Source organism: Leeuwenhoekiella parthenopeia, from assembly GCF_020782115.1.
In the GTDB taxonomy this organism is placed as follows: domain Bacteria; phylum Bacteroidota; class Bacteroidia; order Flavobacteriales; family Flavobacteriaceae; genus Leeuwenhoekiella; species Leeuwenhoekiella parthenopeia.
The window spans coordinates 62,986-88,901 of the sequence record NZ_JAJGMW010000018.1; the positions used below are offsets into that span (position 1 = coordinate 62,986).

Annotated in this window: 20 protein-coding genes; 14 read left to right on the plus strand and 6 right to left on the minus strand. The window is 41.5% G+C overall.

Annotation, left to right across the window (positions count from 1 at the left end; all coding sequences use genetic code 11):
- Positions 1-51: 51 nt before the first annotated feature.
- Genes thrC through LLW17_RS13460 form a run of 4 tightly spaced genes read left to right on the plus strand, consistent with a single transcriptional unit; the run spans position 52 to position 4,416 of the window.
- Entirely contained in the window at positions 52-1,350 is a 1,299-nt protein-coding gene (gene thrC, locus LLW17_RS13445) for a threonine synthase (RefSeq protein WP_228230808.1), read from the plus strand.
- 53 nt (positions 1,351-1,403) lie between these two features.
- Positions 1,404-2,486 carry a glycine cleavage system aminomethyltransferase GcvT gene (gcvT, locus tag LLW17_RS13450; protein ID WP_228230809.1) on the plus strand — a complete coding sequence of 361 codons (1,083 nt, stop codon included), beginning with the start codon at positions 1,404-1,406 and terminating at the stop codon, positions 2,484-2,486.
- Positions 2,487-2,522: 36 nt separating this feature from the next.
- Positions 2,523-3,332, plus strand: coding sequence for a sugar nucleotide-binding protein (locus LLW17_RS13455; protein WP_228230836.1), 810 nt, complete (start codon positions 2,523-2,525; stop codon positions 3,330-3,332).
- A gap of 10 nt (positions 3,333-3,342) precedes the next feature.
- Positions 3,343-4,416 (plus strand): DUF3810 domain-containing protein, encoded by a 1,074-nt coding sequence (locus tag LLW17_RS13460; protein ID WP_228230810.1) that lies wholly within the window; start codon positions 3,343-3,345, stop codon positions 4,414-4,416.
- Between the two features lie 73 nt (positions 4,417-4,489).
- Here the strand turns inward: LLW17_RS13460 and LLW17_RS13465 are convergent, their stop codons facing one another.
- On the minus strand, positions 4,490-5,695 hold the full coding sequence (locus LLW17_RS13465; protein ID WP_228230811.1) for a hypothetical protein: 1,206 nt from the start codon (positions 5,693-5,695) through the stop codon (positions 4,490-4,492).
- Positions 5,696-6,370: 675 nt separating this feature from the next.
- Here LLW17_RS13465 and LLW17_RS13470 point away from each other — a divergent pair.
- Positions 6,371-9,349 carry an amidohydrolase family protein gene (locus tag LLW17_RS13470; protein ID WP_228230812.1) on the plus strand — a complete coding sequence of 993 codons (2,979 nt, stop codon included), beginning with the start codon at positions 6,371-6,373 and terminating at the stop codon, positions 9,347-9,349.
- Between the two features lie 2 nt (positions 9,350-9,351).
- The gene (locus tag LLW17_RS13475; protein WP_228230813.1) at positions 9,352-10,650 is read left to right on the plus strand and encodes an amidohydrolase family protein; all 1,299 of its coding nucleotides are present in this window, start codon (positions 9,352-9,354) and stop codon (positions 10,648-10,650) included.
- Between the two features lie 78 nt (positions 10,651-10,728).
- On the opposite strand, the gene LLW17_RS13480 is transcribed toward LLW17_RS13475, so the two are convergent.
- Together LLW17_RS13480 and gyrA are read right to left on the minus strand one after the other, a co-directional pair.
- Complete coding sequence (locus LLW17_RS13480; protein ID WP_228230814.1) at positions 10,729-11,997, minus strand: tetratricopeptide repeat protein; 1,269 nt, start codon at positions 11,995-11,997, stop codon at positions 10,729-10,731.
- 28 nt (positions 11,998-12,025) lie between these two features.
- Entirely contained in the window at positions 12,026-14,560 is a 2,535-nt protein-coding gene (gyrA, locus tag LLW17_RS13485; protein ID WP_228230815.1) for a DNA gyrase subunit A, read from the minus strand.
- A gap of 245 nt (positions 14,561-14,805) precedes the next feature.
- Here gyrA and LLW17_RS13490 point away from each other — a divergent pair, with 245 nt between their 5' ends.
- Together LLW17_RS13490 and LLW17_RS13495 are read left to right on the plus strand one after the other, a co-directional pair.
- Positions 14,806-17,352: an ATP-dependent Clp protease ATP-binding subunit gene (locus LLW17_RS13490; RefSeq protein ID WP_228230816.1), complete on the plus strand. Its 2,547-nt coding sequence runs from the start codon at positions 14,806-14,808 to the stop codon at positions 17,350-17,352.
- A gap of 163 nt (positions 17,353-17,515) precedes the next feature.
- On the plus strand, positions 17,516-17,815 hold the full coding sequence (locus LLW17_RS13495) for a hypothetical protein (protein WP_228230817.1): 300 nt from the start codon (positions 17,516-17,518) through the stop codon (positions 17,813-17,815).
- A 31-nt stretch (positions 17,816-17,846) separates the two neighbouring features.
- Here LLW17_RS13495 and LLW17_RS13500 read toward each other — a convergent pair whose 3' ends face one another.
- The 3 genes from LLW17_RS13500 to msrA are packed head-to-tail and all read right to left on the minus strand — an operon-like array spanning position 17,847 to position 19,379.
- Positions 17,847-18,149, minus strand: a complete 303-nt coding sequence (locus LLW17_RS13500) for a hypothetical protein (protein ID WP_228230818.1) — start codon at positions 18,147-18,149, stop codon at positions 17,847-17,849.
- 43 nt (positions 18,150-18,192) lie between these two features.
- Positions 18,193-18,792 (minus strand): GTP cyclohydrolase I FolE, encoded by a 600-nt coding sequence (gene folE / locus LLW17_RS13505; protein ID WP_228230819.1) that lies wholly within the window; start codon positions 18,790-18,792, stop codon positions 18,193-18,195.
- A gap of 35 nt (positions 18,793-18,827) precedes the next feature.
- On the minus strand, positions 18,828-19,379 hold the full coding sequence (gene msrA / locus LLW17_RS13510; protein WP_228230820.1) for a peptide-methionine (S)-S-oxide reductase MsrA: 552 nt from the start codon (positions 19,377-19,379) through the stop codon (positions 18,828-18,830).
- A gap of 253 nt (positions 19,380-19,632) precedes the next feature.
- On the opposite strand from msrA, the gene LLW17_RS13515 reads away from it, so the two are divergent.
- The 6 genes from LLW17_RS13515 to LLW17_RS13540 all read left to right on the plus strand — a co-directional run bounded on the left by LLW17_RS13515 (position 19,633) and on the right by LLW17_RS13540 (position 25,916).
- Positions 19,633-20,295 carry an ABC transporter ATP-binding protein gene (locus LLW17_RS13515; protein WP_228230821.1) on the plus strand — a complete coding sequence of 221 codons (663 nt, stop codon included), beginning with the start codon at positions 19,633-19,635 and terminating at the stop codon, positions 20,293-20,295.
- The gene (locus LLW17_RS13520; RefSeq protein WP_228230822.1) at positions 20,276-21,067 is read left to right on the plus strand and encodes a TIGR02757 family protein; all 792 of its coding nucleotides are present in this window, start codon (positions 20,276-20,278) and stop codon (positions 21,065-21,067) included. Before LLW17_RS13515 ends, LLW17_RS13520 begins: the two co-directional genes overlap by 20 nt.
- A gap of 106 nt (positions 21,068-21,173) precedes the next feature.
- A complete protein-coding gene (locus tag LLW17_RS13525; protein WP_228230823.1) occupies positions 21,174-22,382 on the plus strand; it encodes a sensor histidine kinase in 1,209 nt (402 codons plus the stop codon).
- A 40-nt stretch (positions 22,383-22,422) separates the two neighbouring features.
- Positions 22,423-24,333 carry a BatA domain-containing protein gene (locus tag LLW17_RS13530; RefSeq protein ID WP_228230824.1) on the plus strand — a complete coding sequence of 637 codons (1,911 nt, stop codon included), beginning with the start codon at positions 22,423-22,425 and terminating at the stop codon, positions 24,331-24,333.
- Positions 24,330-25,583: a dihydroorotase gene (locus LLW17_RS13535; RefSeq protein WP_228230825.1), complete on the plus strand. Its 1,254-nt coding sequence runs from the start codon at positions 24,330-24,332 to the stop codon at positions 25,581-25,583. Before LLW17_RS13530 ends, LLW17_RS13535 begins: the two co-directional genes overlap by 4 nt.
- 3 nt (positions 25,584-25,586) lie before the next feature.
- Positions 25,587-25,916: a DUF4870 domain-containing protein gene (locus tag LLW17_RS13540; protein WP_228230826.1), complete on the plus strand. Its 330-nt coding sequence runs from the start codon at positions 25,587-25,589 to the stop codon at positions 25,914-25,916.

The following is a 25,916-nucleotide window of genomic DNA, read 5'->3' on the forward strand; positions in this document are numbered from 1 at the left end:
TAGTTGTAGGAAAACCGATAAACAACCAAACAACCTGAATAATACAGCATCATGAACTATTACAGTTTAAACGGAAAAGCCCCAAATGTAGGATTAGAAGAAGCCGTAGTTCGCGGTATCGCCCCTGATAAGGGATTGTACTTTCCGGAAGAAATTACGCCCATGCCGGCATCCTTTTTTGAAAACATCGAGCAGCTATCAAATAACGAAATCGCCTTTGAAGCCATCAGACAATTTGTAGATGGTGCGATTCCTGACGAAGCCCTGAAAGACATCATCGCCGATGTGTTGTCTTTTGACTTTCCGATTGTAGAACTGGAAGAAAATGTAGCAACTTTAGAGTTGTTTCATGGCCCGACAATGGCTTTTAAAGACGTTGGTGCTCGTTTTATGGCGCGCTGTCTGGGGTATTTCTCAGCGCAAAAAGAAACTCAGGAACCGGTTACCGTTTTGGTAGCGACCAGTGGCGACACCGGTGGCGCCGTTGCCCGAGGATTTCTCAATGTGGAAGGTGTAGATGTAGTGATCCTCTACCCTACCGGCAAAGTGAGCGACATCCAGGAAAAGCAATTGACCACGCTGGGTGCAAACATCACCGCTTTGGAAGTAGACGGCGTTTTTGACGATTGCCAGGCCATGGTAAAAACTGCTTTTCTGGATGAAGAAATCACTTCGAAGCGTAAGCTTACCTCAGCCAACTCGATCAATATCGCACGCTGGTTACCGCAATTATTTTACTTCCTGTTTGCGTATAAACAAGCGAAATCAAAAGGAAAAGAACTCGTATTCTCGGTTCCCAGCGGGAATTTTGGAAACATCTGTGCGGGAATGGTAGCCTATAGACTGGGGATGCCGGTAAAACATTTTGTGGCTTCGGTAAACCGCAACGACATCGTGCCCGAATATCTCAAAACCGGGGAATACAAACCAAAACCTTCGGTAGCAACGATAAGCAACGCGATGGATGTGGGTGATCCTTCCAACTTTATCCGTATTCAAAAACTGTTTAATAACGATCTGGAAGCTCTTTCGCAAAAATTATCCTCATTTTCTTATGATGATGCACAAACTAAAGAGGCCATGCAGCGCATTTACAAAGAGACCGGTTATATCGCAGATCCGCACGGGGCGGTGGGTTATTTAGGACTAAAAAACTATCTGAAAGACCATCCTGATGCTTACGGAATCTTCTTAGAAACCGCACATCCGGTTAAGTTTCTACCGGTTGTCAACCCCGTGATCGATGCGGAGATTGCCATTCCACCGCAAATTGAAGCCGTGATGCACAAGGAAAAGCAGGCTATCGCGATTAAGAACTACGATGAATTTAAAGCCTTTTTAATAGGCTAGAATACTCGGTTTTCTGTGCAGTTTTGATACATTTGTGCTCCTAAAAAACAGAGATGAAGACAACTGCACTTACTAAAATTCACGAAAGCCTTGGGGCTAAGATGGTTCCGTTTGCCGGGTACAATATGCCGGTTTCCTATGAAGGCGTAAATGCCGAACACGAAACCGTACGCAAAGGCGTCGGGGTTTTTGACGTGTCGCATATGGGTGAGTTTTTAGCCATTGGCGAAAAGGCACTCGATCTGCTTCAGAAAGTATGCAGCAACGACATTTCTAAGATTCAGGTGGGTGGTGCGCAGTATAACTGTATGCCTAACGCCGAAGGTGGTATTGTTGACGATTTAATCGTATATCGCATTCGCGAAAACGAATATTTGCTGGTTGTAAATGCTTCCAATATTGAAAAAGACTGGGATTGGATCAGCAGTCACAACAGCTTTGGTGTAGAACTGAAGAATATTTCAGACAAATTCTCACTTTTGGCTATTCAGGGACCAAAAGCCATTGAGGCGATGCAATCCCTTACTGACACCGATCTTTCAGCCATTAAATTTTACAATTTTGAAGTAGCTCCGTTTGCGGGCATCGATCACGTGATCATCAGCGCTACCGGTTACACGGGAAGCGGAGGTTTTGAAATCTATTGCCACAACGAGTATGCAGAGCAACTTTGGAACAAGGTATTTGAAGCCGGGAAAGATTTCGGCATCAAACCAATAGGTCTTGCCGCACGTGATACTTTACGTTTAGAAATGGGGTATTGCCTCTACGGAAACGATATTAATGATACCACTTCACCTATAGAAGCCGGTCTGGGCTGGATTACCAAATTCACCAAGGATTTTGTCAATTCTGAAGCTTTAAAAGCCGAAAAAGAAAACGGACCTGAGCGTAAACTGGTAGGTTTTGAACTGATCGAACGTGGTATCCCCCGTCACGATTATGAGATTGTAGATGCAGAAGGGAACAACATAGGTGTTGTAACTTCAGGGACGATGTCACCATCCCTTTCGAAAGGAATTGGTTTGGGTTACGTCAAAACTGCATACAGTAAGCCGGAAAGCGACATTTTTATAAAAGTGCGCAACAAAAACATACCGGCTAAAGTGGTTAAACTTCCTTTTTATAAAGGATAATCTTAAAGCTACATCGCACAGGCGCAATCACATAGAATCCTTATCCTGGGAGCCAGCGGCTTTCTGGGCGGTACCTTGTATAAAGAATTACACCGGTACTACGACACCTATGGCACGTATCATACCGGTAAGATCTACTCAGACAACAAGCATTTTATACACTTTGATGTAACTCAGGACAGTATTTACGAGGTGCTGAACCAGGTACGTCCCACGCTGGTTATTTCCGCTTTGCGGGGCGATTTTGAAGGTCAGGTTGAAGCGCACGAAGATTTGTGTGATTTTGCTTTACGTACCGGGATTTTTGTGATTTACCTGTCTTCAGCCAATGTATTTGATGCCTTTACTAATTATCCCAGCTATGAGTTTGATAAAACGCTTTCCGACAGTAAATACGGAAAGCTTAAAATTCGCTGCGAGAATTACTTTTTAAACTTTTTGCCCGAAACCCAATACGCCATCATCAGGCTTCCCATGGTTTTTGGAGCCAATTCGCCACGTGTTCGCGAAATCAAAAATGCCCTGTTGTTGCACGCGCAGATTGAGGTGTTTCCACACTTGATTATGAACACCACAACAGACAAAAAGCTGGGGCAGCAGATACACTATATCATCAACCGGAAGCTGAGCGGCATTTTTCACCTGGGAAGTAATGACCTTATTCACCATCAGGAATTTATTCAGGAGATTGTGCGCAAAGTCAACCTGAATATTAAACCCCAATACAAGATGGTGTACACTTCAAACTTCGACCGGTATCTGGCGGTTTTGCCCAAAGACAACAAACTGCCACAGCATCTAGCGATAACCAATGAAGAAGTACTGGCAGAATCTCAGGTATTTTAAAGTTTAGTTTATGAAATTTAAAAAACCGGTACTATACGTTTTTCTGCTCATTTTTCAGATACTGGTTTTAAGAGTTATTGCCCGGTTTCCACAAGTTGTAGAAAACTGGTACAGCAACGGGATTTATCTGTACATCTCAAAGCTTTTCCGATTTAGTTTAGGCTGGATTCCTTTTTCTTTTGGAGATGTGATGTATGCGATTGTGATCGTTTACGCCTTTGTTTCCGTTTATAAGCTGATCAAAAACCGATTTAGAACCTTTTTGAATTTCTTTACCAAAGCCCTGCTTTTCGCCAATCTGATTTATTTCAGTTTTCACCTTTTATGGGGGTTGAATTATTACCGGTTGCCATTACACGAGGCACTTGAGATTGATAAGGAGTATACAACTGAGGAACTCATCAGTCTCACCCAGCGACTGATCAAAGAATCGAATATACTTCACGCTCATTTGCAGCAAACAGACAGCCTGCCGGTGGAGTTTAGGTATTCACTTCACGAAATCTTTAAAAAGTCGCCGGAAGGTTACGCGAGTATGGAAGATAACTTCCCAAAACTGAACTACAATCCTACCAGCGTTAAAAACTCGCTTTTCAGGCTTCCACTTACCTATATGGGATTTGGTGGTTATCTCAACCCCATTACTCAGGAGGCACAGGTAAATGGTATGCAACCGGCGCATCGCTGGCCCCTCGTAAGTTGTCATGAAGAAGCACATCAATTGGGTTTTGCCAAAGAAAACGAAGCCAATTTTATCGCTGTTATGGCCACAACAAACCATCCGGATCCCTACTTTAAATACTCCGGCTATATTTTCGCTCTGCGCTATTGTTTAAGCGATGTATATATGCGTAATCCTGATGCAGGAGAACTCCTTAAAAATCAAATACGCCCTGGAATTCTCGCCAATTACCGGCAATCCAATGATTTTTGGCTTGCCTATCAGAATCCGTTAGAGCCTATTCTTGCCGAATTTTATGGAGGTTATTTAAAAGCAAATAACCAACCCGGGGGTATGCAGAGTTATAGTTATGTGGTAGCTCTTTTGGTCAATTATTTTAAAAATAAAAGCGATTTGCCGTAAATAAAAAAGCGAGGAAGCCATCTAAGGCATCCCCGCTCTATCAAAAAAACCATTCTTGATTTTTCCTATTTAATTAGTTGCTTTGTGTTACAGTTGAAGTATTAGAGCTACCAGCTTGAGTAACCATACTCATATGTGAACTTCCAGTTTGAGAAACAGTACTCATATTCATCATACCATCCTGAAGCACAGTACTCATGTTGGTCATTCCATCTTGACCTACAATGCTTGTGTTGCCATTACCCAATTGATCTACATTAGAGTCATTTGTTGTACCTGTTTGAGATACTGCGCTAGAGTTACCATCACCCAATTGATAGGTATCAGCCTGGTTTTGAGTTCCGTTTTGATACGTTGAACCGCTGTTACCATTTCCTACCTGAAGCAAATCAGAATTGTTATCATCACCTATTTGCTCTGTACCGTAGGAAAGTGGTGTTAAACCATTGGCGATATTACCATCACCAATTTGTTCAATAGTTGAAGTATTACCTGTACCACTCTGATAGGTACCGCTGTTGTTATCATTACCAAAAGCATCATTAGTGGCATTATTATTATCGCCTCTTTGATTTATACCCCATCTTAAACCTACTCCACCTCCTAGGTTACGGTCACCTTCCTGGTAGGATTTAGCAAAGTTATCGTTTCCTGCCTGATCTATTTCAAAATCGTTATCATTCCCCTGCTGTTCGATAGAAGCAGTGTTGGCGTTTCCAAATTGACCTATGTCGGCAGCATTACCATCACCAAATTGCTGAATACCCCAGAATAAACTAGTTTGTCCGATAGCAATGTTATCATTACCTTCCTGGTTAATCATTGCCGTGTTATTATTTCCTAACTGGTAAGTTGCTGTTCCATTATTGTTCCCTTCTACGGTAGTTGATGAACTATTATCCTGTCCGTTTTGCAATGTCCCCCACGTAGTCGTTGGCGGCCCGGCATAGTTGCCATTACCATCCTGAGAGGCTGTTGATGAGTTTCCGGTACCAAATTGAGTAGTACGATAGGTGTTCTGTGCTCCTGATTGATCAATCTCAGAACTTTGACTTCCACCATCCTGAAAGGTTATAGCGTTGTTTGCTGCCCCTGACTGATCAACTTCAGCACTGTTTGAATTACCAAGCTGATCAACATCTGAATCATTAGCACTCCCTGCCTGAGTAACATTAGCACTGTGTCCTGATCCTGACTGATTCACATCACTTGTGTTGGATTGTGCAAAAATCATTGCACCGCACATCAGTGCTCCAACTGTAAAAATCATTTTTTTCATAATAAATAATGTTTAATTAATAATATATAATTGGTTAATAAATACACTAGGAGTAACCGACCATTCTCAATCGGTATCTTAATTCATCATTGCTTTATCAAATCTTAAAAAAAATCAAAATCAACATTGCAAACAACTTCTTTTCAGATAGTTAAATGTAATGTAAAAATCGAACGGAAACGCATCGATCAGGTTGCCCAAGAAGCAGGTCAGGACAATTTGTACTATTAACCAGAAAGTTTTGTCAGTAAATCAAGATGTGAGTGAAATTTAAATCGATGAAAATCACTATCTTCCTGGAAGAAGTAATATTAATAATTAAAAAAAGGGGAAAAATACCCCCCTTTTTTTGAGGATATCTCTCTAAATCACTTCGAATTTTTTTAAAAAACTATTGTGAAAAATCGCTATTTATATGCAAAACGCTATTTCTCAGCCTCATTTTGTCTTTAATAGCTGAAGTTTCAATAGTCAATAAACACGACTTATAATCTAAAGTTTGACCTATACAAATACTATAAAAATGATAAAGTGTTCTTCAGGATTTTTAATGAAAATCTTACGAAGAATACTTCGAAATAAGGATAAGCGTTAAACATTTCTTAAACAATCTTAAATTTTCTTAAAGAAACGTCATAACAGTTATTTTTAGACAAAGTCTAAATTTAGCTAACTATGAACAAAAAACTATTCCTTGCCGGATGGTTATTCCTGATGTGTTTTACACTCGCTGCACAGGAATACTTCCCGGTCAATGACGGTGTAAAAACAGTCAATTCTAATTACACGCTCTTTAAAAATGCCACGCTACATCCCACTCCCGGAAAAACAATTACCGGAGGAAGTATGCTGGTTAAAGACGGAAAGATCGTTGCCGTTGGCAAATCTGTCAAAGAGCCCGAAAATGCAGTAGTAATTGATTTGGGTGGTAAGCACGTCTACCCTTCTTTTATTGAAATGTATTCCTCTTTTGGGGTAAAAACTCCTGAACGATCTGGCGGCAGCCGCAGTGGTGAGTACGAAGCATCTCGCTCAGGTTACTACTGGAATGATCACGTTCGGGCAGAAACCGATGCTCTTGCTGATTTTGATTACGACAGCAAAGCAGCCAAAGAAATGCTTGAAGCAGGTTTTGGCGCCGTAAATACTCATAAAGCAGATGCAATCGCACGTGGTAATGGTATTCTTGTGGCTCTTAATACAGATGGCAACACGGCAGATCGTTTAATAGACACCAGATCAGCTCAATTTTTCTCTTTTGACAAAAGTAACCTTTCTGCACAGGCTTATCCTTCTTCTAAGATGGGTGCTACTGCCCTCATACGTCAGCTTTTTGAAGATGCAGAATGGTATGCACAGGGAAATGTAGAAACCAGAGACCTTGCCCTGGAGGCTCTTAATGCCAATATGGATCTGCCTCAAATCTTTTACGGCGAAGATCTTTATGACGACCTGCGCATTTCAAACCTGGCAAAAGAAACCGGAGTACCCTTCATAATTGTAGGTGGCGGTGACGAGTATAAGCGTATTGACGAGATCAAAGCAACCGGAGCACACTATATTATCCCCATTAATTTTCAGGATGCTTATGATGTGGAAGATCCCTTTCAGGCAGATTATGTGAGCCTGAGTCAAATGCTTGAATGGAATCAGGAGCCTACCAACCCGGCAAAAATGCAGGATGCGGGACTTACTTTTGCCATCACCACCCATTCGCTTAAATCTCCTGACAAGCTTATGGATATGCTTAAAAAAGCATTTAAGTACGGTCTGAGCGAAGAAACCGCACTCAAAGCCCTAACCACAGTTCCTGCTCAGCTTTTGGGGAAAAGTGAGGAATTAGGCTCTCTCAAAGAAAATGCCTGGGCGAATTTTCTGGTTACTTCAGGTCCTTTATTTGAGGACGAAACCGTACTCTACGAGAACTGGGTGCAGGGAAATCAGCACGTGATTAAAGATTCTAATGTACTGGATATTGACGGCTCCTATGCCTTGAGTCTGGGTGGTTCTACTTATGACGTAAGTATATCCAAATCAACCGAAAAACCTTCAGTAACCGTTAAAAGTGGTGATACTAAATTGGGTTCTAAAATCAATTACGATAACGGCTGGTTAAACCTGATGTTTACCGCTGTTAATTCTGAAAGTAAAGATTTTACACGTGTTGTAACGCAGGTTTCTGATGCTCAATCCTGGAGTGGTAAAGCTATTCAGCCTAACGGAAGTGAAACTGCTTTTAATATGACTAAAAAAGAAGCCGGTGCAACGGAAGACGAAGAAGACAAGGAAGATGAGGACAAAGAAGAGGATGAACCCTTTGTAATGCCGCTCACCTACCCGAACATTGCTTATGGTTATGATGAAAAGCCTAAACAGGAGACGATTCTGTTTAAAAATGCAACGGTTTGGACTAATGAAGAAGCCGGAATCCTGGAAGAAACAGATGTGTTGGTCAAAAACGGTAAAATCGCAGCTATTGGCAAAAATCTGAACTCTGGAGGTGCTAAAGTGATTGACGCTACCGGTAAACATCTTACCAGTGGTATAATTGACGAACATTCGCACATTGCTGCTTTCTCAATCAATGAGGGAGGTCAAAACTCTTCTGCCGAAGTACGTATGAAAGATGTCGTGAATCCGGATGACATTGACATTTACCGCGATCTTGCAGGAGGTGTGACTACCATCCAGTTACTTCACGGTTCAGCTAACCCAATTGGCGGGCAATCTGCCGTGATGAAACTCAAGTGGGGATCAAGTATTGATGAAATGGTTTTAGATGACACCAGGTTTATCAAGTTTGCTTTGGGCGAAAACGTCAAGCAATCAAACTGGGGTAGTTACAGCCGCTTTCCGCAAACACGTATGGGTGTGCAACAAATGTATACCGATTATTTTCAGCGGGCGCGTGAATACGAAAAGGCAAAGAATAGTGGTCAGCCATTTCGCAAGGATTATGAGATGGAAACACTGGTTGAAATTCTCAACGCAGACCGCTATATCTCATCACACTCCTATGTACAAAGTGAGATCAATATGTTAATGAAAGTAGCGGAAGATTTTGATTTTAGAATCAACACATTTACACACATACTTGAAGGTTACAAAGTAGCTGATAAAATGGCAGAGCACGGCGTAGCCGGTTCAACCTTTAGCGACTGGTGGGCGTATAAATATGAAGTGAATGATGCCATACCTTACAACGCTGCAATTATGTGGAGTGAAGGTGTACTTACCGGAATTAATAGTGATGATGCCGAAATGAGCCGCAGATTGAATCAGGAAGCTGCCAAAACCATGAAATATGGGGGAGTTCCTGAAGAGGAAGCCTGGAAGTTTGTAACGCTAAATCCTGCAAAAATGCTTCATCTGGATGATCGCACCGGTAGTATAAAAGAAGGTAAGGATGCTGATTTGGTTCTTTGGTCTACATACCCCATGTCTGTAAGCGCAATTGCCGAAAAAACGCTTATCGAAGGAGCGGTATATTTTGATCTGGAAAAAGATAAAGAACTACGTAAGAGCGTTCAGGAAAAGAAAAATAAACTCACAACGATGATGCTTCGCGATAAAAATAAAGGGCTGAAGACTCAACCGGCCAAAAAAGAAGAGAAACAACGTCTGGATTGTGACACCTTAGAAACACTTAACTAATTATGAAAACACTTAAAAACTTATATATACTGTTTTTATTGCTTGCTTTGAGTCTACAGGCTCAGCAAACGCCTGCGCCTTCTGCAAGTGGTGAAATAACCCTGACCGGTGGAATTGCCCACATTGGCAATGGTGAGGTTATAGAGAACAGCCTTATTTTCATTAGCGACGGAAAGATAACCGGTGTTTACGACGCCTTAACCACTAAAAGACCTTTACGCGGGGAAGTTATAAATATTGACGGACAGCACGTATATCCGGGCTTTATTGCTCTTGATACCACTCTTGGTCTTGTTGAAATTTCAGCTGTACGTGCTACAGAAGATCAGGACGAGATAGGCGAATACAACCCGCATATTGAAGCAATTATCGCTTACAATGCCGAATCCAAAGTTGTAGAAAGTATGCGTCCAAATGGCGTTTTATTAGCCCAAACAGTTCCTCAGGGTGGTACTATCTCAGGAGAATCTTCACTGGTGCAACTGGATGCATGGAACTGGGAAGATGCCGTTGTTAAACGCGGCGATGGTATTCACCTCAACTGGCCAAGCAGTTACAGACGCGGTCGCTGGTGGCTGGGTGAAGATCCGGGCTATAGCCCTAATAAAGATTACCCTTCAGATATTCTCGAAATCAAAGATTTTATGAAGCAATCACAAGCTTTTGATGCTGGCGATGAAAACATTATGAATTTACCTTATGCGGCCATGCAGGATGTTCTTGATGGAAGTCAAAATCTGTACGTTCATGTAGATTCAGAAAAAGAAATTCTGGATGTATTGAAATTCAAAAAGGATATGAATCTGGATAAAGTTGTTTTAGTAGGAGCCTACCGCGGTTATAAAGTAGCTAAGGAGATTGCGGAAGCGGGTGTGCCTGTTATTTTGACACGGGTACACAGCCTGCCCGGAGCAGAAGACGATGATTACGACATCAGTTTCAAAATGGTTAAAGACCTAATTGATGCAGGCGTTACTGTTGCCCTGGGAAACAGTGGAGAATACTGGCAGTCTCGTAATATACCCTTTTATGCAGGTCAAACTACTGCTCACGGTTTGAGTTTTGAAGATGCACTGAAGCTCATCACACTCAATGCCGCACGTATTTTAGGCATAGAAGGGCAACTCGGAACTTTAGAAGCCGGTAAAGATGCTACCTTATTTGTGAGTACCGGAAATGCTTTAGAAATGAAAGGAAACAACCTAACAAAAGCAATGATCTCCGGACGGGATATAAGTCTTGAAAGTCATCAAACCGAACTCTGGAAGCGTTACATGGAAAAATATGAACGTACCGAGTAATTGCAGATTTAAATTTAAAGCAAAAAAAAAGTCTGGTTCAAAATTGAACCGGACTTTTAATTTTATAAGGCTTTTTGATTATTTACCTTCCAAAGCATCTAATTGAGCTTTGTACTTATCAGCTTCGGCAGTGTTGCCTAACTGAATGTGGATGTTGTAAAGTGTACGAACAGCCTCTACATTTGGCTCATCACCTGCAATTGCTTTTTCAAGGAAAGGAACTGAATCAGCATATAGCTTTAAACGCTCTTTCTTTAAAGTTTCATACTTGGCATTATCTGCCTTGGTATTCCCAAGAGAATTCATTTGCTCGATAATCTCTTTATCTTTAGCTAACATCAAAGCAGCAATGTTTAGGTTAGCCGCAGAATAATTAGGATCAATTTCCAATGCTTTGTTGTAATAACCCAAAGCTTTCTCATTGTTTCCGGCTTTTGCGGCACCTACACCAAGGTTGAAATACAATCCTGGATTGTTAGGATCTTTAGCGATAACCTTATCCATAGCAGCTTCATATTCTTCAGTCATATCCATTTTAAGGTAAACATCAGCAGCAGAACGTAATAAAGCATCATCATCGGGATTTTCAGCAAGAGCGTCCTGAATTGCAGATACTGCCTTATCATTTTCACCCTCCTGAACATAGATCAAAGCGATGTTTTTTGCGATCTCACCTGCTCGGGACTCGGTTACAACGGTTTTAGGATCTTCGTGTGAACCAGCTTTAACAAACAAATCTCTTTGTTGTTTAGAGTTGAAGTTCTCTACTTTACCATCTTCTTTGTTTACGGCAGTGTATTGCGTCTCAATACCGGTATACCCCATATCTTTCAATTGAGTATAGTATTTTAGTGCAGTGGTAAAGTCCTGACCATTTACTGCGTTAGAAGCTGCAAAATAAAGATAAGAGGTATCTTTAGGAGTAAGCGTGTACAACGTATAAAGCTTATTGGCTGCCTCACCATACTTCTCTGCATTCTGATCATCCACAGCAGAAGAAATAACAGCGTTCATCGCCTGTTGCTTAAACTGCTTGGCCTCTTCTCCGTATTTGCTACCGCCATTGAATTCGTTTACTGTTGTAAACGCTTCCATTGCTTTTAGAAGCTCATCAGCATTTTTATTATCCTCTCCACCAAGATATGCTCTACCTTTTACGAAGTAATAATATTCTTTTTCTTTATCGTCCATCTGACCCATCATCCCGGAAACCGCTTCAATTTCGGTTTTGGCCTGGGCATAACTTCCAGATTCAACGGCTTTTTCTGCAGACTTGATTTCCTTTTTCTGCGCAAAGGTTACGGCTGTAAGGGAAAGCGCCGCAAAAACTATTGACTTAGTTTTCATTATCTACTTAATTTATATTCAACTTTAATTATTCCTCTTCATCAGAAGAAGGCTTTTCAATATTTTGGTTATCTATTTTTTCATCTCCTTCAGCGACAATGCCGTCTTCATCTTCTATATCATCTTCATCTTTCTTCACTTTTGTCACTGCAGCGATGGTGTCTCCATTTTTCAGGTTTATAAGTCTTACACCCTGAGTGGCTCGACCCATAACCCGAAGTTCTGAAACTTCCATTCGGATAGCGATACCCGACTTGTTAATGATCATCAAATCATCCTCATCGGTAACGTTGTTTATAGAAACTAAGCTTCCGGTCTTTTCGGTGATTGAAATAGTCTTTACACCCTTACCACCGCGGTTTGTAACCCGGTAGTCTTCAACCAGTGAACGCTTACCGTAACCATTCTCTGAAACCACAAGTACATTAGACTCGGGATCGTTAACAGCTACCATTCCTATAACCTCGTCATTATCGTCTGCAAGAGTTATGCCACGAACTCCGGAAGCACTTCTACCCATAGGTCGGGTCTTCTCTTCTTCAAAGCGAATGGCCTTACCAGACTTCACGGCAAGCATTACCTGACTGTCGCCTGTGGTAAGCTTAGCAGCCAGTAATTCATCACCTTCTTTAATGGTAATCGCATTGATACCGTTAGTACGTGGGCGTGAGTATTGCTCAAGAGATGTTTTCTTAACCTGACCTTTTTTGGTTGCCATAATGACATATCGGGAATTTATATATTCCTCATCTTTTAGGTCATTGGTACAAATAAAGGCTTTGACTTTATCATCCGGATCAATCGCTATTAGATTTTGAATTGCTCTACCTTTTGAGGTTTTGCTTCCTTCAGGAATTTCAAAAACCCGCATCCAGAAACATTTTCCTTTTTGGGTAAAGAAGATCAAATACTGGTGGTTGGTTCCCACAAATAAGTGCTCGAGGAAATCCTCGTTACGCGTTGTAGATCCTTTTTGACCTACACCACCTCTGTTTTGCGTTTTGTATTCCTGCAGGGAAGTACGCTTGATATAACCGGCGTGAGAAATTGTAAGAACCACTTTTTCATCAGGTATCAAATCGGTTATGGTAACATCTCCACCGGCATAGTCTATGTCGGTTCGGCGCTCATCCCCGTATTTCTCTCTAATCTCAATGAGTTCGTTCTTAATAATTTCCATTCTGCGCTCTTTTTTAGCCAGAATATCCTTTAAATCTTCAATAGTTTTAAGTAACTCGTCATACTCCTCGCGCAACTTATCCTGCTCCAGACCGGTGAGTTGACGTAAACGCATTTCGACAATAGCTCTGGCCTGAATTTCAGTAAGCTCAAAACGCTCCATCAATTTTGCCCGTGCCTCTTCGGCGTTACTACTCGCACGTATCAGCGCAATTACTTCATCAATGTTATCGGAAGCGATGATTAAACCTTCAAGAATGTGAGCTCTATCTTCGGCCTTCTTAAGCTCAAACTCGGTACGACGCACCACTACTTCGTGACGGTGCTCCACAAAATGATGAATCATATCTTTAAGATTCAACATTTCGGGTCTTCCTTTTACAAGAGCTATATTATTTACGCTGAAGGAGGATTGCAACGCAGTATATTTATATAAGGTATTGAGAACGATATTGGGAATAGCATCTCTTTTCAATACATAAACGATACGCATCCCGTTACGGTCAGACTCATCACGTATCGAGGCTATACCGTCTATTTTCTTCTCGTTTACAAGATCGGCGGTTTTCTTAATCATATCGGCCTTATTGACCTGATATGGAATTTCACTTACGATAATACACTCGCGACCTTTAACGTCTTCAATAGTCGCTTTGGCGCGTAAAACAACACGACCCCTACCGGTTTTAAATGCCTCGCGCACACCTTCATAGCCGTAGATTGTTCCTCCTGTAGGAAAATCAGGAGCCGTCACGTGCTGCATGAGTTCGTCTATTTCGATGTCGTGGTTTTCGATATAGGCAATGATACCGTTAACGACTTCGGTAAGGTTGTGAGGGGGCATATTTGTTGCCATACCCACCGCAATACCGGATGCACCATTTACCAAAAGACCCGGAATACGAGTAGGAAGTACCGTGGGTTCTTTAAGGGTATCGTCGAAGTTGAGTGTGTGATCTACCGTATCCTTATCGATATCGGCAAGCATTTCTTCAGAAATCTTGCGCATACGGGCTTCGGTATATCGCATAGCTGCAGGGCTGTCACCATCAACCGAACCAAAGTTACCCTGACCGTCAACCAGCATATAGCGCAGACTCCATTCCTGAGCCATCCTTACCATAGTATCATACACGGATGTATCACCGTGCGGGTGGTATTTACCCAATACCTCCCCTACAATTCTTGCTGATTTTTTATGAGCTGTATTCGACCGAACTCCAAGTTCATGCATGCCGAATAAAACACGCCTGTGTACAGGCTTCAAACCGTCTCGTACATCTGGTAATGCACGTGACACGATGACCGACATTGAATAGTCAATGTAGGCTGATTTCATTTCATCTTCAATGTTGATAGGAATTAACTTCTCTCCTTCAGCCATATGTATTTCTATTTAAATATTGGTTTAAACACTGAGGGGCAATATACGCATTTTGACAGTGTTTTCGGGCAATCTCCTATTTACCTGCCTCGGTTTTTATTAACAAAAATTAGTTTTCGTTTTTGATAAGTATGCTTAACTTCCATTGTAGCTTTAAAAGTAATTTTGTCAATTTACTAACAGCATTGCAAACGGAACGGTTTTTGACCTAATTATAAAAAACCCAAGAAAAGACAGGAGCGAATATGGATGATAATTTTTCACCCCGAGTTAAAGATGTAATCGCCTACAGCAAGGAAGAAGCCTTGAGGCTGGGTCATGATTTTATAGGTACCGAGCATTTGATGCTGGGCTTATTGCGTGATGGCAGCGGGAAAGCTATTGAAATACTTCAGGCACTAGATGTTGATTTGAACCATCTGCGTCGTAAAGTTGAGATTCTGAGTCCCGCGAATCCCGGTACCGGTTTGGCAAGTAATGAAAAGAAAAATCTGCACCTCACCAGACAGGCAGAGCGTGCTCTCAAAACCACATTTTTAGAAGCAAAACTTTTTCAAAGTTCTTCTATAAATACAGCTCATCTGTTACTTTGTGTGTTGCGTAATGAAAACGATCCTACGACTAAATTACTCAACAAGCTCAAAGTAGACTATGACAACGTAAAAGATCAATTTAAGCTTATGATGACTAGTGAAGACGACTATATAGAGCCTATTAAAAGTGAGTCCTTCAGCGATGACGACAATACCGCAGATTCGCAAAAAGAAAATCCTTTTAATACGCCCGGAAATAAAACCAATAAAAAATCTAAGACTCCGGTTTTAGACAACTTCGGTAGAGACTTAACCGCAATGGCCGAAGAAGACAAACTGGATCCTGTTGTAGGACGTGAAAAAGAAATAGAACGTGTATCTCAAATCCTGAGCAGACGTAAAAAGAATAACCCGCTACTTATAGGAGAACCGGGTGTTGGTAAATCGGCAATCGCCGAAGGTCTTGCCTTGCGTATTGTAAAACGTAAAGTATCCCGTATTCTTTTTGACAAGCGCGTGGTCACACTCGATCTGGCAAGTCTTGTTGCAGGAACGAAGTACCGCGGTCAGTTTGAAGAGCGTATGAAAGCGGTGATGAATGAACTGGAGAAAAACTCAGACATCATTCTTTTTATTGACGAAATACATACCATTGTAGGTGCCGGTGGTGCTACAGGATCTCTGGATGCCAGCAATATGTTTAAACCTGCGCTTGCCCGTGGCGAAATTCAATGCATCGGTGCAACCACTTTAGATGAATACAGACAGTATATAGAGAAAGATGGTGCATTGGAGCGTAGATTCCAGAAGGTAATCGTAGAACCTACCAATGAAGAAGAAACGATTGAAATACTTAACAACATAAAAGATAAGTATGAAGATCACCACAATGTGATTTACACGCCTGAAGCGATCAAGGCTTGTGTAACGCTTACCAGCAGATATATGACAGACCGGTTTTTACCGGACAAGGCGATCGATGCATTAGATGAAGCAGGATCACGGGTACACATTGTAAATATTGATGTACCTAAAAAGATATTAGACCTGGAGCGTCAACTTGAAGAAGTTCGCGAACGCAAAAATTCTGTTGTTAAAAAACAGAAATATGAAGAAGCTGCAAAACTGCGTGACGACGAGAAAAATTTAGAAAAAGAACTGGCAACTGCACAGCAGAGCTGGGAGGAAGATTCGAAACTGCATCGTGAGACCGTGACTGAGGATAACGTGGCAGATGTGGTCTCGATGATGAGCGGCATCCCTGTAAATCGTATTGCAAAAACGGAAAGCAACAAGCTGGCAGAATTACCGCAATCTATACGATCTAAAGTAATAGGTCAGGACGAAGCAGTTGCTAAAGTAGCCAAAGCGATACAGCGTAATCGTGCAGGTCTTAAAGATCCGCAGAAACCCATTGGTTCATTTATCTTCTTGGGTCAGACCGGTGTGGGTAAAACCCAGCTCGCTAAGATTTTAGCTACCGAATTGTTTGATAACGAAGATTCGCTCATCCGAATAGATATGAGTGAGTATATGGAGAAATTTGCGATTTCAAGACTCATTGGAGCACCTCCGGGATATGTGGGTTACGAAGAAGGCGGACAGCTAACTGAAAAAGTTAGAAGAAAGCCCTACTCTGTTGTATTGCTTGATGAGATTGAGAAGGCACACCCGGATGTATTCAACATGCTGCTTCAGGTATTGGATGACGGTTATATCACCGATTCTTTAGGCCGAAAAATAGACTTTAGAAATACAGTTATCATTATGACCTCAAATATCGGGGCGCGTAAGATCAAAGATTTTGGCCAGGGTGTTGGTTTTGGTACCGCTGCCCGTAAGGAGCAGGCTGATGATAATACAAAAGGAATCATTCAGCAGGCGCTTAAAAAAGCATTTGCACCCGAGTTCCTGAACCGTGTTGATGATGTGATTGTATTCAATGCTCTTGAGCGTGGAGAAATTCACCAGATTATTGATATTGAACTTAAAAAGCTTTACAAACGTATTGAAGCTTTGGGTTACAATCTGCAACTTTCAGATAAAGCCAAAGATTTCATTGGGGATAAAGGTTTTGATAAAGATTATGGTGCCAGACCTCTTAAACGAGCCATTCAAAAATACATTGAAGACGCTTTAGCCGAAGAGATCATTGCTTCAAACCTCAATGAAGGAGATACCATCTATATGGATATCGAAGACGGAAAAGAAGAACTCAGCATCCGAATTGAAAAGACTGAAAATTCTGCTCAATCCTAGTTCTGAATTTAATATTATATCAAAAGCTGCTTCAGGGCAGCTTTTTTTTGCGATGCTATCAGATTTTTGAATTAACTTCGATTTTGTACTATCTACCTCGCATAGAATTATTTCATTTGAATTTGGCGAACTTTATTTTGAAGGTTCATTGGCTTTAGGCACGATGAACCCCTGCATTTGCATCAATGAAGATTTAGCGCTTGATGTTTTTAATGCCTGTCTGGAGCATTTTCAGCAACTTCCCTTTGCATACATCGCAATACGTACCGCATCCTACAGTGTAGACCCTTTGGTTTACAATACGCTGTCCAGGCTACAAAACTTTATGGCAATGGCTGTTGTGGTGACTTCTGAGATTGGCCTATCGAGTACTACTGTGGAACAAGAATTTATTCAGAAACCTTTTAAAGCTTTTACCAGCCTATTGGAAGCTAAAAAATGGGCTCTTGAAATACTCCAATAAAAAAAAGATGTCTTTCGACATCTTTTTAAAACTAGTTTTTTACGCGTATTGGGATCGTTCGTACCTCTTTTTCGGTTTTGATTAGATAGGTATAGACCCACATTAAAGTAAACGAAGGAATAATATCAGTAAATGGTAGTAGCTCTTCAACAAAAACAAGTACCGAAGCTATTTTTCCATTTCTCCCGGGATACATTTCGCCCATCTTTTTTGCGGCGTAAGGAGCCCAGGCCAGATCAAGAAAAGGACCCACAACCGGTATCGCCATCGTTGCCATACCAATTAAATCGAAAAGAACTCCCTTGATTAATAAGTTATAATTAAGTACTCTCATAGTCTCGTTTTTTGTTTATATGTACCAAAAAACCTGCCAAAGTCTAAGACAAATCATTTGATATCAACTTAAGGAATTCGTTGCGCGTTTCGCTATTCTCAAATTGTCCTCTAAATCCTGAGGTTGTCGTCGTTGAGTTTTGCTTCTGTACGCCACGCATCATCATGCACATATGTGAAGCTTCGATCACAACTGCAACGCCCTGAGGTTTTAGCGTATCATTAATGCACTCCAGAATATTGTGCGTAAGCCGTTCCTGCACCTGTAAACGACGCGAAAAAACATCTACGATACGAGGTATTTTGCTTAAACCTACGATGTAACCATTGGGTATGTAGGCAATATGTGCCTTACCAAAAAATGGTAAAAGGTGATGTTCACAAAGCGAATAGAGTTCAATGTTTTTGACAATTACCATTTCATTGTAATCCTCCTTAAACATTGCGCCACTTAAAATTTCAGAAGCATCAACGTCATAACCACTGGTTAAATACATCATTGCTTTTGCAGCGCGCTCGGGAGTTTTGAATATTCCTTCACGATTAACGTCCTCGCCCAGATCTGTAATGATTGATTTATAACGGTTTTTGACATCTTCTTTAACTTCAATATTATACTCTTCAAATTTTCGGTACGGGGACATAATGGGTGGGTTTAACTATTAAAATGAATGAATGATTAGCGGTATTCGGGAAGTAGTTTATGCTGATACAGCTTTTTGATTTTATTGATCTTAGGATCTATGATAAACTGGCAATATCCCTGTAAAGGATGGTTATTGTAAAACTCATGATGCTCATCCTCGGCATAATAAAAAGGTTTGGCTTCAGTCACCTCAGTAACTATTTTACTTTCAAAAACCTGCTCAGCTTCAAGATAGTTTATGTAGTCAAGAGCTTCTTGCTTTTGGGATTCAGAATGGTAAAAAATAGCGCTACGATACTGCGTGCCTACATCATTACCCTGTCTGTTTAAAGTAGTTGGATCGTGCGTGGTAAAAAATACCTGTAGTAAGTCTTTATACGAAATCAATTCGGGATCGTATTCCAGTTCTATTGCTTCAGCGTGGCCGGTACGTCCCTGACACACTTCACGGTAGGGTGGGTTTTTGATTTGACCACCGGTATAACCGCTACGCACATTATAAATTCCGGTAAATCGTTGAAATACAGCTTCGGTACACCAGAAACATCCACTGGCAAACGTAGCTTTAATTAAATTTGTTTTCATAGCTAAACAAAGATAGAATCTGATCAACAGGTTAAATCGAGTTTAACCTTTTGTTAATACATTTCTTTAAAAGATTAAACAAAATACCATAAAAACCGCATTTGCATCTGTAATTCTTATGCCGAATAGTATCTTTGGCTCCAATTTAAAAGCGGCTTAAACAGTCAAGGCTAAGTCGTATGCAGTTGTGGTAACTTACTCTTATAATAAGGAGAAGCACAAACAACAACAGATTCCTAAAAACGCGTATTGGATGATTGTAGCAGAACACCTGTATAAATCCTATGGAGATGTACAAATACTTAAAGGAGTAGATTTAAAAATTTCTGAAGGCGAGGTCGTATCTATAGTAGGTGCCAGCGGCGCCGGTAAGACCACGCTGTTGCAAATATTAGGCACACTTGATAAGGCAGACCAGCACGCGGGTACACAACTACGTATTAACGATATCAATGTGCATGCGCTGGGACAGAAGGAGCTGAGCAAATTCCGCAACCTGAATATTGGTTTTATTTTTCAGTTTCATCAGCTTTTACCCGAGTTTACAGCCCTTGAAAATGTTTGTATACCGGCTTTTATCGCCCGAAAGAGCAAAGCAGAAGCCGAAAAGCGCGCCAAAGACCTCTTAGGTTTTTTAGGCTTGGCGCATCGTATTGAGCACAAACCCGGTCAACTCTCGGGCGGTGAACAGCAACGGGTGGCCGTTGCGCGGTCCCTTATAAATGAACCGGCACTTATTCTGGCCGATGAGCCTTCGGGTAACCTGGACAGCGAATCTGCCGAAAATCTGCACAAATTGTTTTTCAAACTGCGCGACACTTACAATCAGACTTTTGTAATCGTGACACATAATGAAGATCTGGCTGCAATGGCCGATCGTAAACTTACTATGGTAGATGGCAAAATCATCACTTAAACTTAAAAAAAGTGAACTAAAAGAATTTCTGGACGAAAAAGCCGCTTACTATGAGAATCCAAAATTTATAGGCACCGATCCCATTCAAATTCCGCATCAGTTCAGCAAAAAGGAAGACATAGAAATCATTGGTTTTCTTGTCGCCACTATTGCCTGGGGCAATCGCAAAAGCATCATTACAAACAGTAATAAACTGGTTGAACTTCTCGAAAACAATCCTTACGACTTTGTCATCAACCATTCCGCCGAAGACTTAAACACACTTCAGCATTTTGTTCACCGTACATTCAACGGGGAAGATCTTGCAACCTTTATCGTCGCTTTAAAGCATATTTATTCAAAATATAACGGGCTGGAGGCTGTATTTCATAAAAATCTGGAACAGGGCGATCTGCAACTTGCTATTCATCATTTCAAAAAACGCTTTTTTGAAGTAGAGCATCTCCCGCGCACCCGTAAACACATGAGTGACCCTTTAAAGAAATCAGCCGCCAAACGCATCAATATGTTTTTAAGATGGATGGTTCGACCGGCTGATGCCGGAGTGGATTTCGGGATCTGGAAAAGCCTCTCTCCTGCTCTGCTCTCGTGTCCGCTTGACGTACATTCCGGGAGAGTCGCACGCCAGCTGGGTTTACTCAAACGCAAACAAAACGATGCGACAGCTTTAGCCGAGCTCGATAAGAACCTGAGGCGATTTGACCCGAAAGATCCCGTTAAATACGACTTTGCGCTTTTTGGCCTGAGCGCCTTTGAAAAAGAACTTTTTTAGCTTTTAATATTAAAGCCTTAAAAAGAAAAGTGTGTCACTATGGCTCTAATTGGTTTAAGTGGCATAATTTTAGAAAGAGACCAACTGTTTTTAACCAACCAACATCATGCAAATACCGGCCTTACCTACTTTTGAATCTGAACGCCTTATGGAACTGGAAGAGCTTCAGCTTTCCTACGAGCCTGATGCCAATTATGATGTAATTACCCGTCTGGCCTCTGCGATCTGTGAGGTGCCTATAGCGCTGATAACTCTTATAAAGGCAGAAAAGCAATTTTTTAAATCAAAAATAGGTACAGACTTCTGTGATACCGAGAGGGATGTTTCTTTCTGTTCTCATGCGATTTTGAATCCCCGGGAAATTACAATTGTAAATGATGCGCGTAAAGATCCCCGATTTAAGGATAATCCCTTAACAAGACTCGAGACGCCCGTTATTTTTTATGCAGGTGTGCCTCTGCTTACCAAAAATGGCCATCCGCTGGGTACACTTTGTGTGATTGACAGTAAACCCAGAACGCTCTCTGCAACTCAGATCGAATCGCTGAGAGATCTGGCAAGTCAGGTTGAAAACCTTTTTGAACTGCGGCGAAACAATCTCAAACTGCTAGAAATCGAGCAGTTGCTTCAGAAAAAAAATGAACAATTACGCAAGTTTGCAGGCACGGTATCACACGATATGAAAATGCCTTTAGCCAATATGATAATCACAACAGATATTTTAAGGGCCAAATATGCTCCTAAACTCGATGCGCAGGGAAATGACTATTTGTCTTATCTCAAGCAATCTTCATTTTCGCTCAGTGATTATATAGACAATTTGCTTTCCTATTACGAAAGCGAAGAGCAGTCAGCAGAAAAAGCCGAAGCTTTTGATCTTCAGGATTTACTTGAAGAACTTATAGATCTGCTTAATATTAATGAGGATTACATCATAAACCTGCCGGAAAACCCTATGGAACTGATTACCAATAAGTCTGCGGTAAACCAGATTTTATTGAACCTGATTACCAATAGTTTAAAATACAACGATAAGGAAACGGGTATCATCAATATTAAATGTACTCAGGACCACGCGTATTATTACATTCAGGTTTCTGATAACGGAAAAGGCATACCCAAAGACAAGCAGGAGATGATTTTTGACCTCTTTAGTACTGCTACAGATGCTGATAATAAAGGAAAGAAAGGAAACGGCATAGGCTTATCTACGGTAAGAAACCTGGTTCAATCTCTCGGTGGAATCATCAGTGTAAGCAGTGAGGAAGGAAAGGGAGCTACTTTTGATTTTACCATCAAAAAAGTAAGTTCCTAAATCAAAAACCGCTAATTTAGGCCAGCTAATTGCCAGCACTATGCAGTTTAAAAACCCCGAAATTCTTTACTTCCTTTTTTTACTGCTTATTCCTGTTATCATTCACCTGTTTCAGTTAAGGAGATTTAAGAAAACAGCCTTTACTAACGTGGTTTTTTTAGAACGCGTGGTGCAAAACACCCGCAAAAGCAATACCCTAAAAAAATGGCTTATTCTGTTTACGAGGCTCTGTGCCCTGGCAGGATTAATTTTGGCCTTTGCCCAGCCTTTTATACCGGAAACAGGCGCTGCACTGCAGGAGCAGGAAACCGTTTTGTTTATTGATAATTCATTCAGTATGCAGGCTCAGGGCGACAAAGGCACTTTGCTTAATGAGGTCAAACAGGATTTACTCGCTAACCTGCCTAAAGGCAAAACCCTTACCCTGGCTACCTGGGACAACCAGTCAAAAGATTTTGATCCGGCTAAAGACCGCTCGGTTTTGCAGGATCTTGATTATACGTCTGCCACCCTATCGCAGGAAAATTTAATGCTGCAACTCAAATCCCTCTTTTCAAAAGATCGTACAAAAAACAAACGATTAATCCTTGTAAGCGATTTTCAGGATTTACAACCTGAAAAAAAACCGGATTCCGGCAGCTTAAATCTATACAATGTAATCCTTAAACCTATTGATTACAGCAACATTGCTTTAGACAGTCTGAGCTCGGAGCTTGAGTCAACCGGAATGAAATTCCGGGTTTGGTTATCAGCTACAACACCTTTAGAAAACCAGGTTCCGGTTTCGGTATATAACGGCGATCAATTGCTCACTAAGGCTACCGCAAATTTTAATAACAGCGATACGACCTCGGTTTATTTCAGTCTGGAAACACAAAATCAAATAGCCGGAAAACTTAGCATTGAAGATCCTAATCTCAACTACGACAATCAGTTTTATTTCGCCGCCGGCGCTCCCAGACCTTTAAAAGTTTTGGCTATATCCAATACCGATTCAGATTTCATTTCGCGTCTGTACCGGTCTCCCGACTATGAGCTTACAATTGTTCAATCTGCCGAACTGGATTACAGTTTACTCGCAGATCAAAATTTAATAGTCCTAAATGAGCTTTCAAACATTCCGGCAGCTCTTATTAATCAGCTGAAGTCACACACAGCGCAAGGCGGCACGTTAATCCTGATTCCTGCTGCTGATGCCCGAAGCGAAATTTACACTCCGCTACTGGGTGCTTATGGTTTTCTGCCATTCGGCGAAAAGAACACGACTGCGCAGCGCATTACGAGTATCAATTATGATCACCCACTCTATCAAAATGTATTTAGCGGCAGAACATCTAATTTGCAATCGCACATACTGCAATCTTATTTTCCGCTCACCGGAACCGGGTCTATACTTGGGCTGGAAAATGGGGCCGTATTCCTCGCTGAAAGTAACGGCCTTTACGTTTTTACAGGAGCATTGAATGCGGGAAACAGCAATTTTATAAACGGACAGCTTATTGTACCTACTTTTGATAAAATCGCCGTCGAAGCTTTAAAATCGCCCAGGTTGTATTATACGTTTGGCGACAATGCTACTTATGAGATTGAAGCTACGCTGCCGGAAGATGCTGTACTGGTACTCGAGAATAAGGGCGATCAGATCATTCCCTTACAGCAGAAACGCGGCTCAAAAATCACCATCTCCGAAACGCCGGGACTTGATAAAGCAGGCGTTTACGCACTTAAACATAAAAATGACACACTAGCTCTGGTAGCCTATAATTACAACCGCTTAGAAAGCGCATTACAGGAACAAAACTTTGAAGAACATGAGCTTTACGATGAAGTGGGCAGCCTGATCAATGAACTGCAGGAAGCCTCAAATCTTAACCTCCTTTCCAAATGGTTTGTTATTTTTGCACTGTTTGCATTCCTATCAGAAATGCTTATCCTAAAATTCTTTAAATGAACGCACGCATAGTCCAGGCAAAGCTTATAGACGACAACCACTCCTTGAATGGAAAATTAGTTGACCTGCGCATCGAAAATGGAGTACTCACAGAGATCGCCGAATCCCTCTCCGCTAAAAAAGACGAAGAAATCATTGAGCTTAAAGACCTGCACGTATCTGCAGGCTGGTTTGACTCCAGTGTTAGTATGGGCGAACCGGGATATGAAGAACGGGAAACGCTTAAAAATGGACTTCAGGTAGCGGCAAAGAGTGGTTTTACCGGCATTGCGGTCAACCCGAATACCAAACCAGTTGCAGATGACAGCGCTGTTATTAACTTTTTAAAAACAAAATCTTCCGGTCACGCGGTAGACCTCTACCCTATTGGTGCACTCACCCAAAACGGTGCAGGTATTGATCTGGCTGAGCTGTACGACATGCAGCAGGCCGGTGCGGTGGCTTTTGGCGATTATCAGCACGCGATTAAGAATCCCAATTTATTAAAGCTAGCCTTGCAATATACACAGGGCTTTGACGGCCTGGTTTTATCATTTCCTCAGGAAAATGATTTAGTTATTAACGGGATGGCAAATGAAGGAGAAACCGCCATTCAACTGGGTCTTAAAGGAATTCCTGCTCTGGCCGAGCACTTGCAGATAACCCGTGACCTATACCTGCTGGAATATGCAGGGGGTAAACTACACATCCCTACAATTTCTACAGCACAAAGTGTGGCGCTTGTTAAAGCAGCCAAAGAAAAAGGGCTGGATGTTACCTGCAGTGTTGCGATTACCAATTTGTTTTACACCGATGCGGCCCTTCATGATTTTGATACACGCTATAAAGTTTTACCTCCTCTGCGCACCGAGGAAGACCGAAAAGCGCTTGTTGCCGGTCTTGAAGATGGTACCATTGACATGGTGACCAGTGACCACAATCCATTGGATATCGAATTGAAAAAACTTGAATTTGATCACGCCAAATTTGGAACTATTGCTCAGGAAGCAACGCTGGGTGCTCTGCTCCAACTCGTTTCTGCAGAAGTAGCTGTAAAAGCCCTTACCAAAGGCAGGGAGCGCTTTACGGGTGTCAGAACTCAGGTCAGGACCGGAGAAACCGCCAATCTCACATTATTTACTACCGAAGGCACAAACACCTTCACTAAAGAACAGATACGCTCAAAATCTAAAAATGCGGCATTTTTAGGTGCAGAACTTCGGGGAAGTGTTTACGGCATAATCGCAAATAATCAATTTATAGCTTCCTAAGTCATGACAACAGAAGAAATACAGGAGGGTAAAACCCGGGCAATTGTCGCTTATATAACCATTGTAGGGGCGATCATCGCAATTTTCATGAATTTGGAATCCAAGAATCCCTTTGCACGGTTTCACATCAGGCAGGCATTTGGCATATTTATTACTTTTTTTGCCCTTGGATTTATGGTTTCTTACCTCAATAACTGGGGTGCAACCGCCGGCTTTTACCTGTTTATTTTTGTGTTATGGGGTTATGGTGTGGTTAATGCCTTTCAGGGCAATGCCATCCCGGTACCACTATTGGGCAAATATTTTCAAAAATGGTTCACATTTATAGAATAG

Bases quoted from the DNA above. Each gene is read 5' to 3' on its own strand.
- LLW17_RS13520 (WP_228230822.1), top strand. From the start codon at position 20,276: ATGGCAAAATCATCACTTAAACTTAAAAAAAGTGAACTAAAAGAATTT.
- folE (WP_228230819.1), bottom strand. From the start codon at position 18,792: ATGTCCCCGTACCGAAAATTTGAAGAGTATAATATTGAAGTTAAAGAA.
- LLW17_RS13470 (WP_228230812.1), top strand. From the start codon at position 6,371: ATGAACAAAAAACTATTCCTTGCCGGATGGTTATTCCTGATGTGTTTT.
- LLW17_RS13495 (WP_228230817.1), top strand. From the start codon at position 17,516: ATGAACCCCTGCATTTGCATCAATGAAGATTTAGCGCTTGATGTTTTT.
- LLW17_RS13515 (WP_228230821.1), top strand. From the start codon at position 19,633: ATGATTGTAGCAGAACACCTGTATAAATCCTATGGAGATGTACAAATA.
- LLW17_RS13540 (WP_228230826.1), top strand. From the start codon at position 25,587: ATGACAACAGAAGAAATACAGGAGGGTAAAACCCGGGCAATTGTCGCT.
- LLW17_RS13490 (WP_228230816.1), top strand. From the start codon at position 14,806: ATGGATGATAATTTTTCACCCCGAGTTAAAGATGTAATCGCCTACAGC.
- thrC (WP_228230808.1), top strand. From the start codon at position 52: ATGAACTATTACAGTTTAAACGGAAAAGCCCCAAATGTAGGATTAGAA.
- msrA (WP_228230820.1), bottom strand. From the start codon at position 19,379: ATGAAAACAAATTTAATTAAAGCTACGTTTGCCAGTGGATGTTTCTGG.
- gyrA (WP_228230815.1), bottom strand. From the start codon at position 14,560: ATGGCTGAAGGAGAGAAGTTAATTCCTATCAACATTGAAGATGAAATG.
- LLW17_RS13475 (WP_228230813.1), top strand. From the start codon at position 9,352: ATGAAAACACTTAAAAACTTATATATACTGTTTTTATTGCTTGCTTTG.
- gcvT (WP_228230809.1), top strand. From the start codon at position 1,404: ATGAAGACAACTGCACTTACTAAAATTCACGAAAGCCTTGGGGCTAAG.
- LLW17_RS13480 (WP_228230814.1), bottom strand. From the start codon at position 11,997: ATGAAAACTAAGTCAATAGTTTTTGCGGCGCTTTCCCTTACAGCCGTA.
- LLW17_RS13530 (WP_228230824.1), top strand. From the start codon at position 22,423: ATGCAGTTTAAAAACCCCGAAATTCTTTACTTCCTTTTTTTACTGCTT.
- LLW17_RS13525 (WP_228230823.1), top strand. From the start codon at position 21,174: ATGCAAATACCGGCCTTACCTACTTTTGAATCTGAACGCCTTATGGAA.
- LLW17_RS13465 (WP_228230811.1), bottom strand. From the start codon at position 5,695: ATGAAAAAAATGATTTTTACAGTTGGAGCACTGATGTGCGGTGCAATG.
- LLW17_RS13500 (WP_228230818.1), bottom strand. From the start codon at position 18,149: ATGAGAGTACTTAATTATAACTTATTAATCAAGGGAGTTCTTTTCGAT.
- LLW17_RS13460 (WP_228230810.1), top strand. From the start codon at position 3,343: ATGAAATTTAAAAAACCGGTACTATACGTTTTTCTGCTCATTTTTCAG.
- LLW17_RS13535 (WP_228230825.1), top strand. From the start codon at position 24,330: ATGAACGCACGCATAGTCCAGGCAAAGCTTATAGACGACAACCACTCC.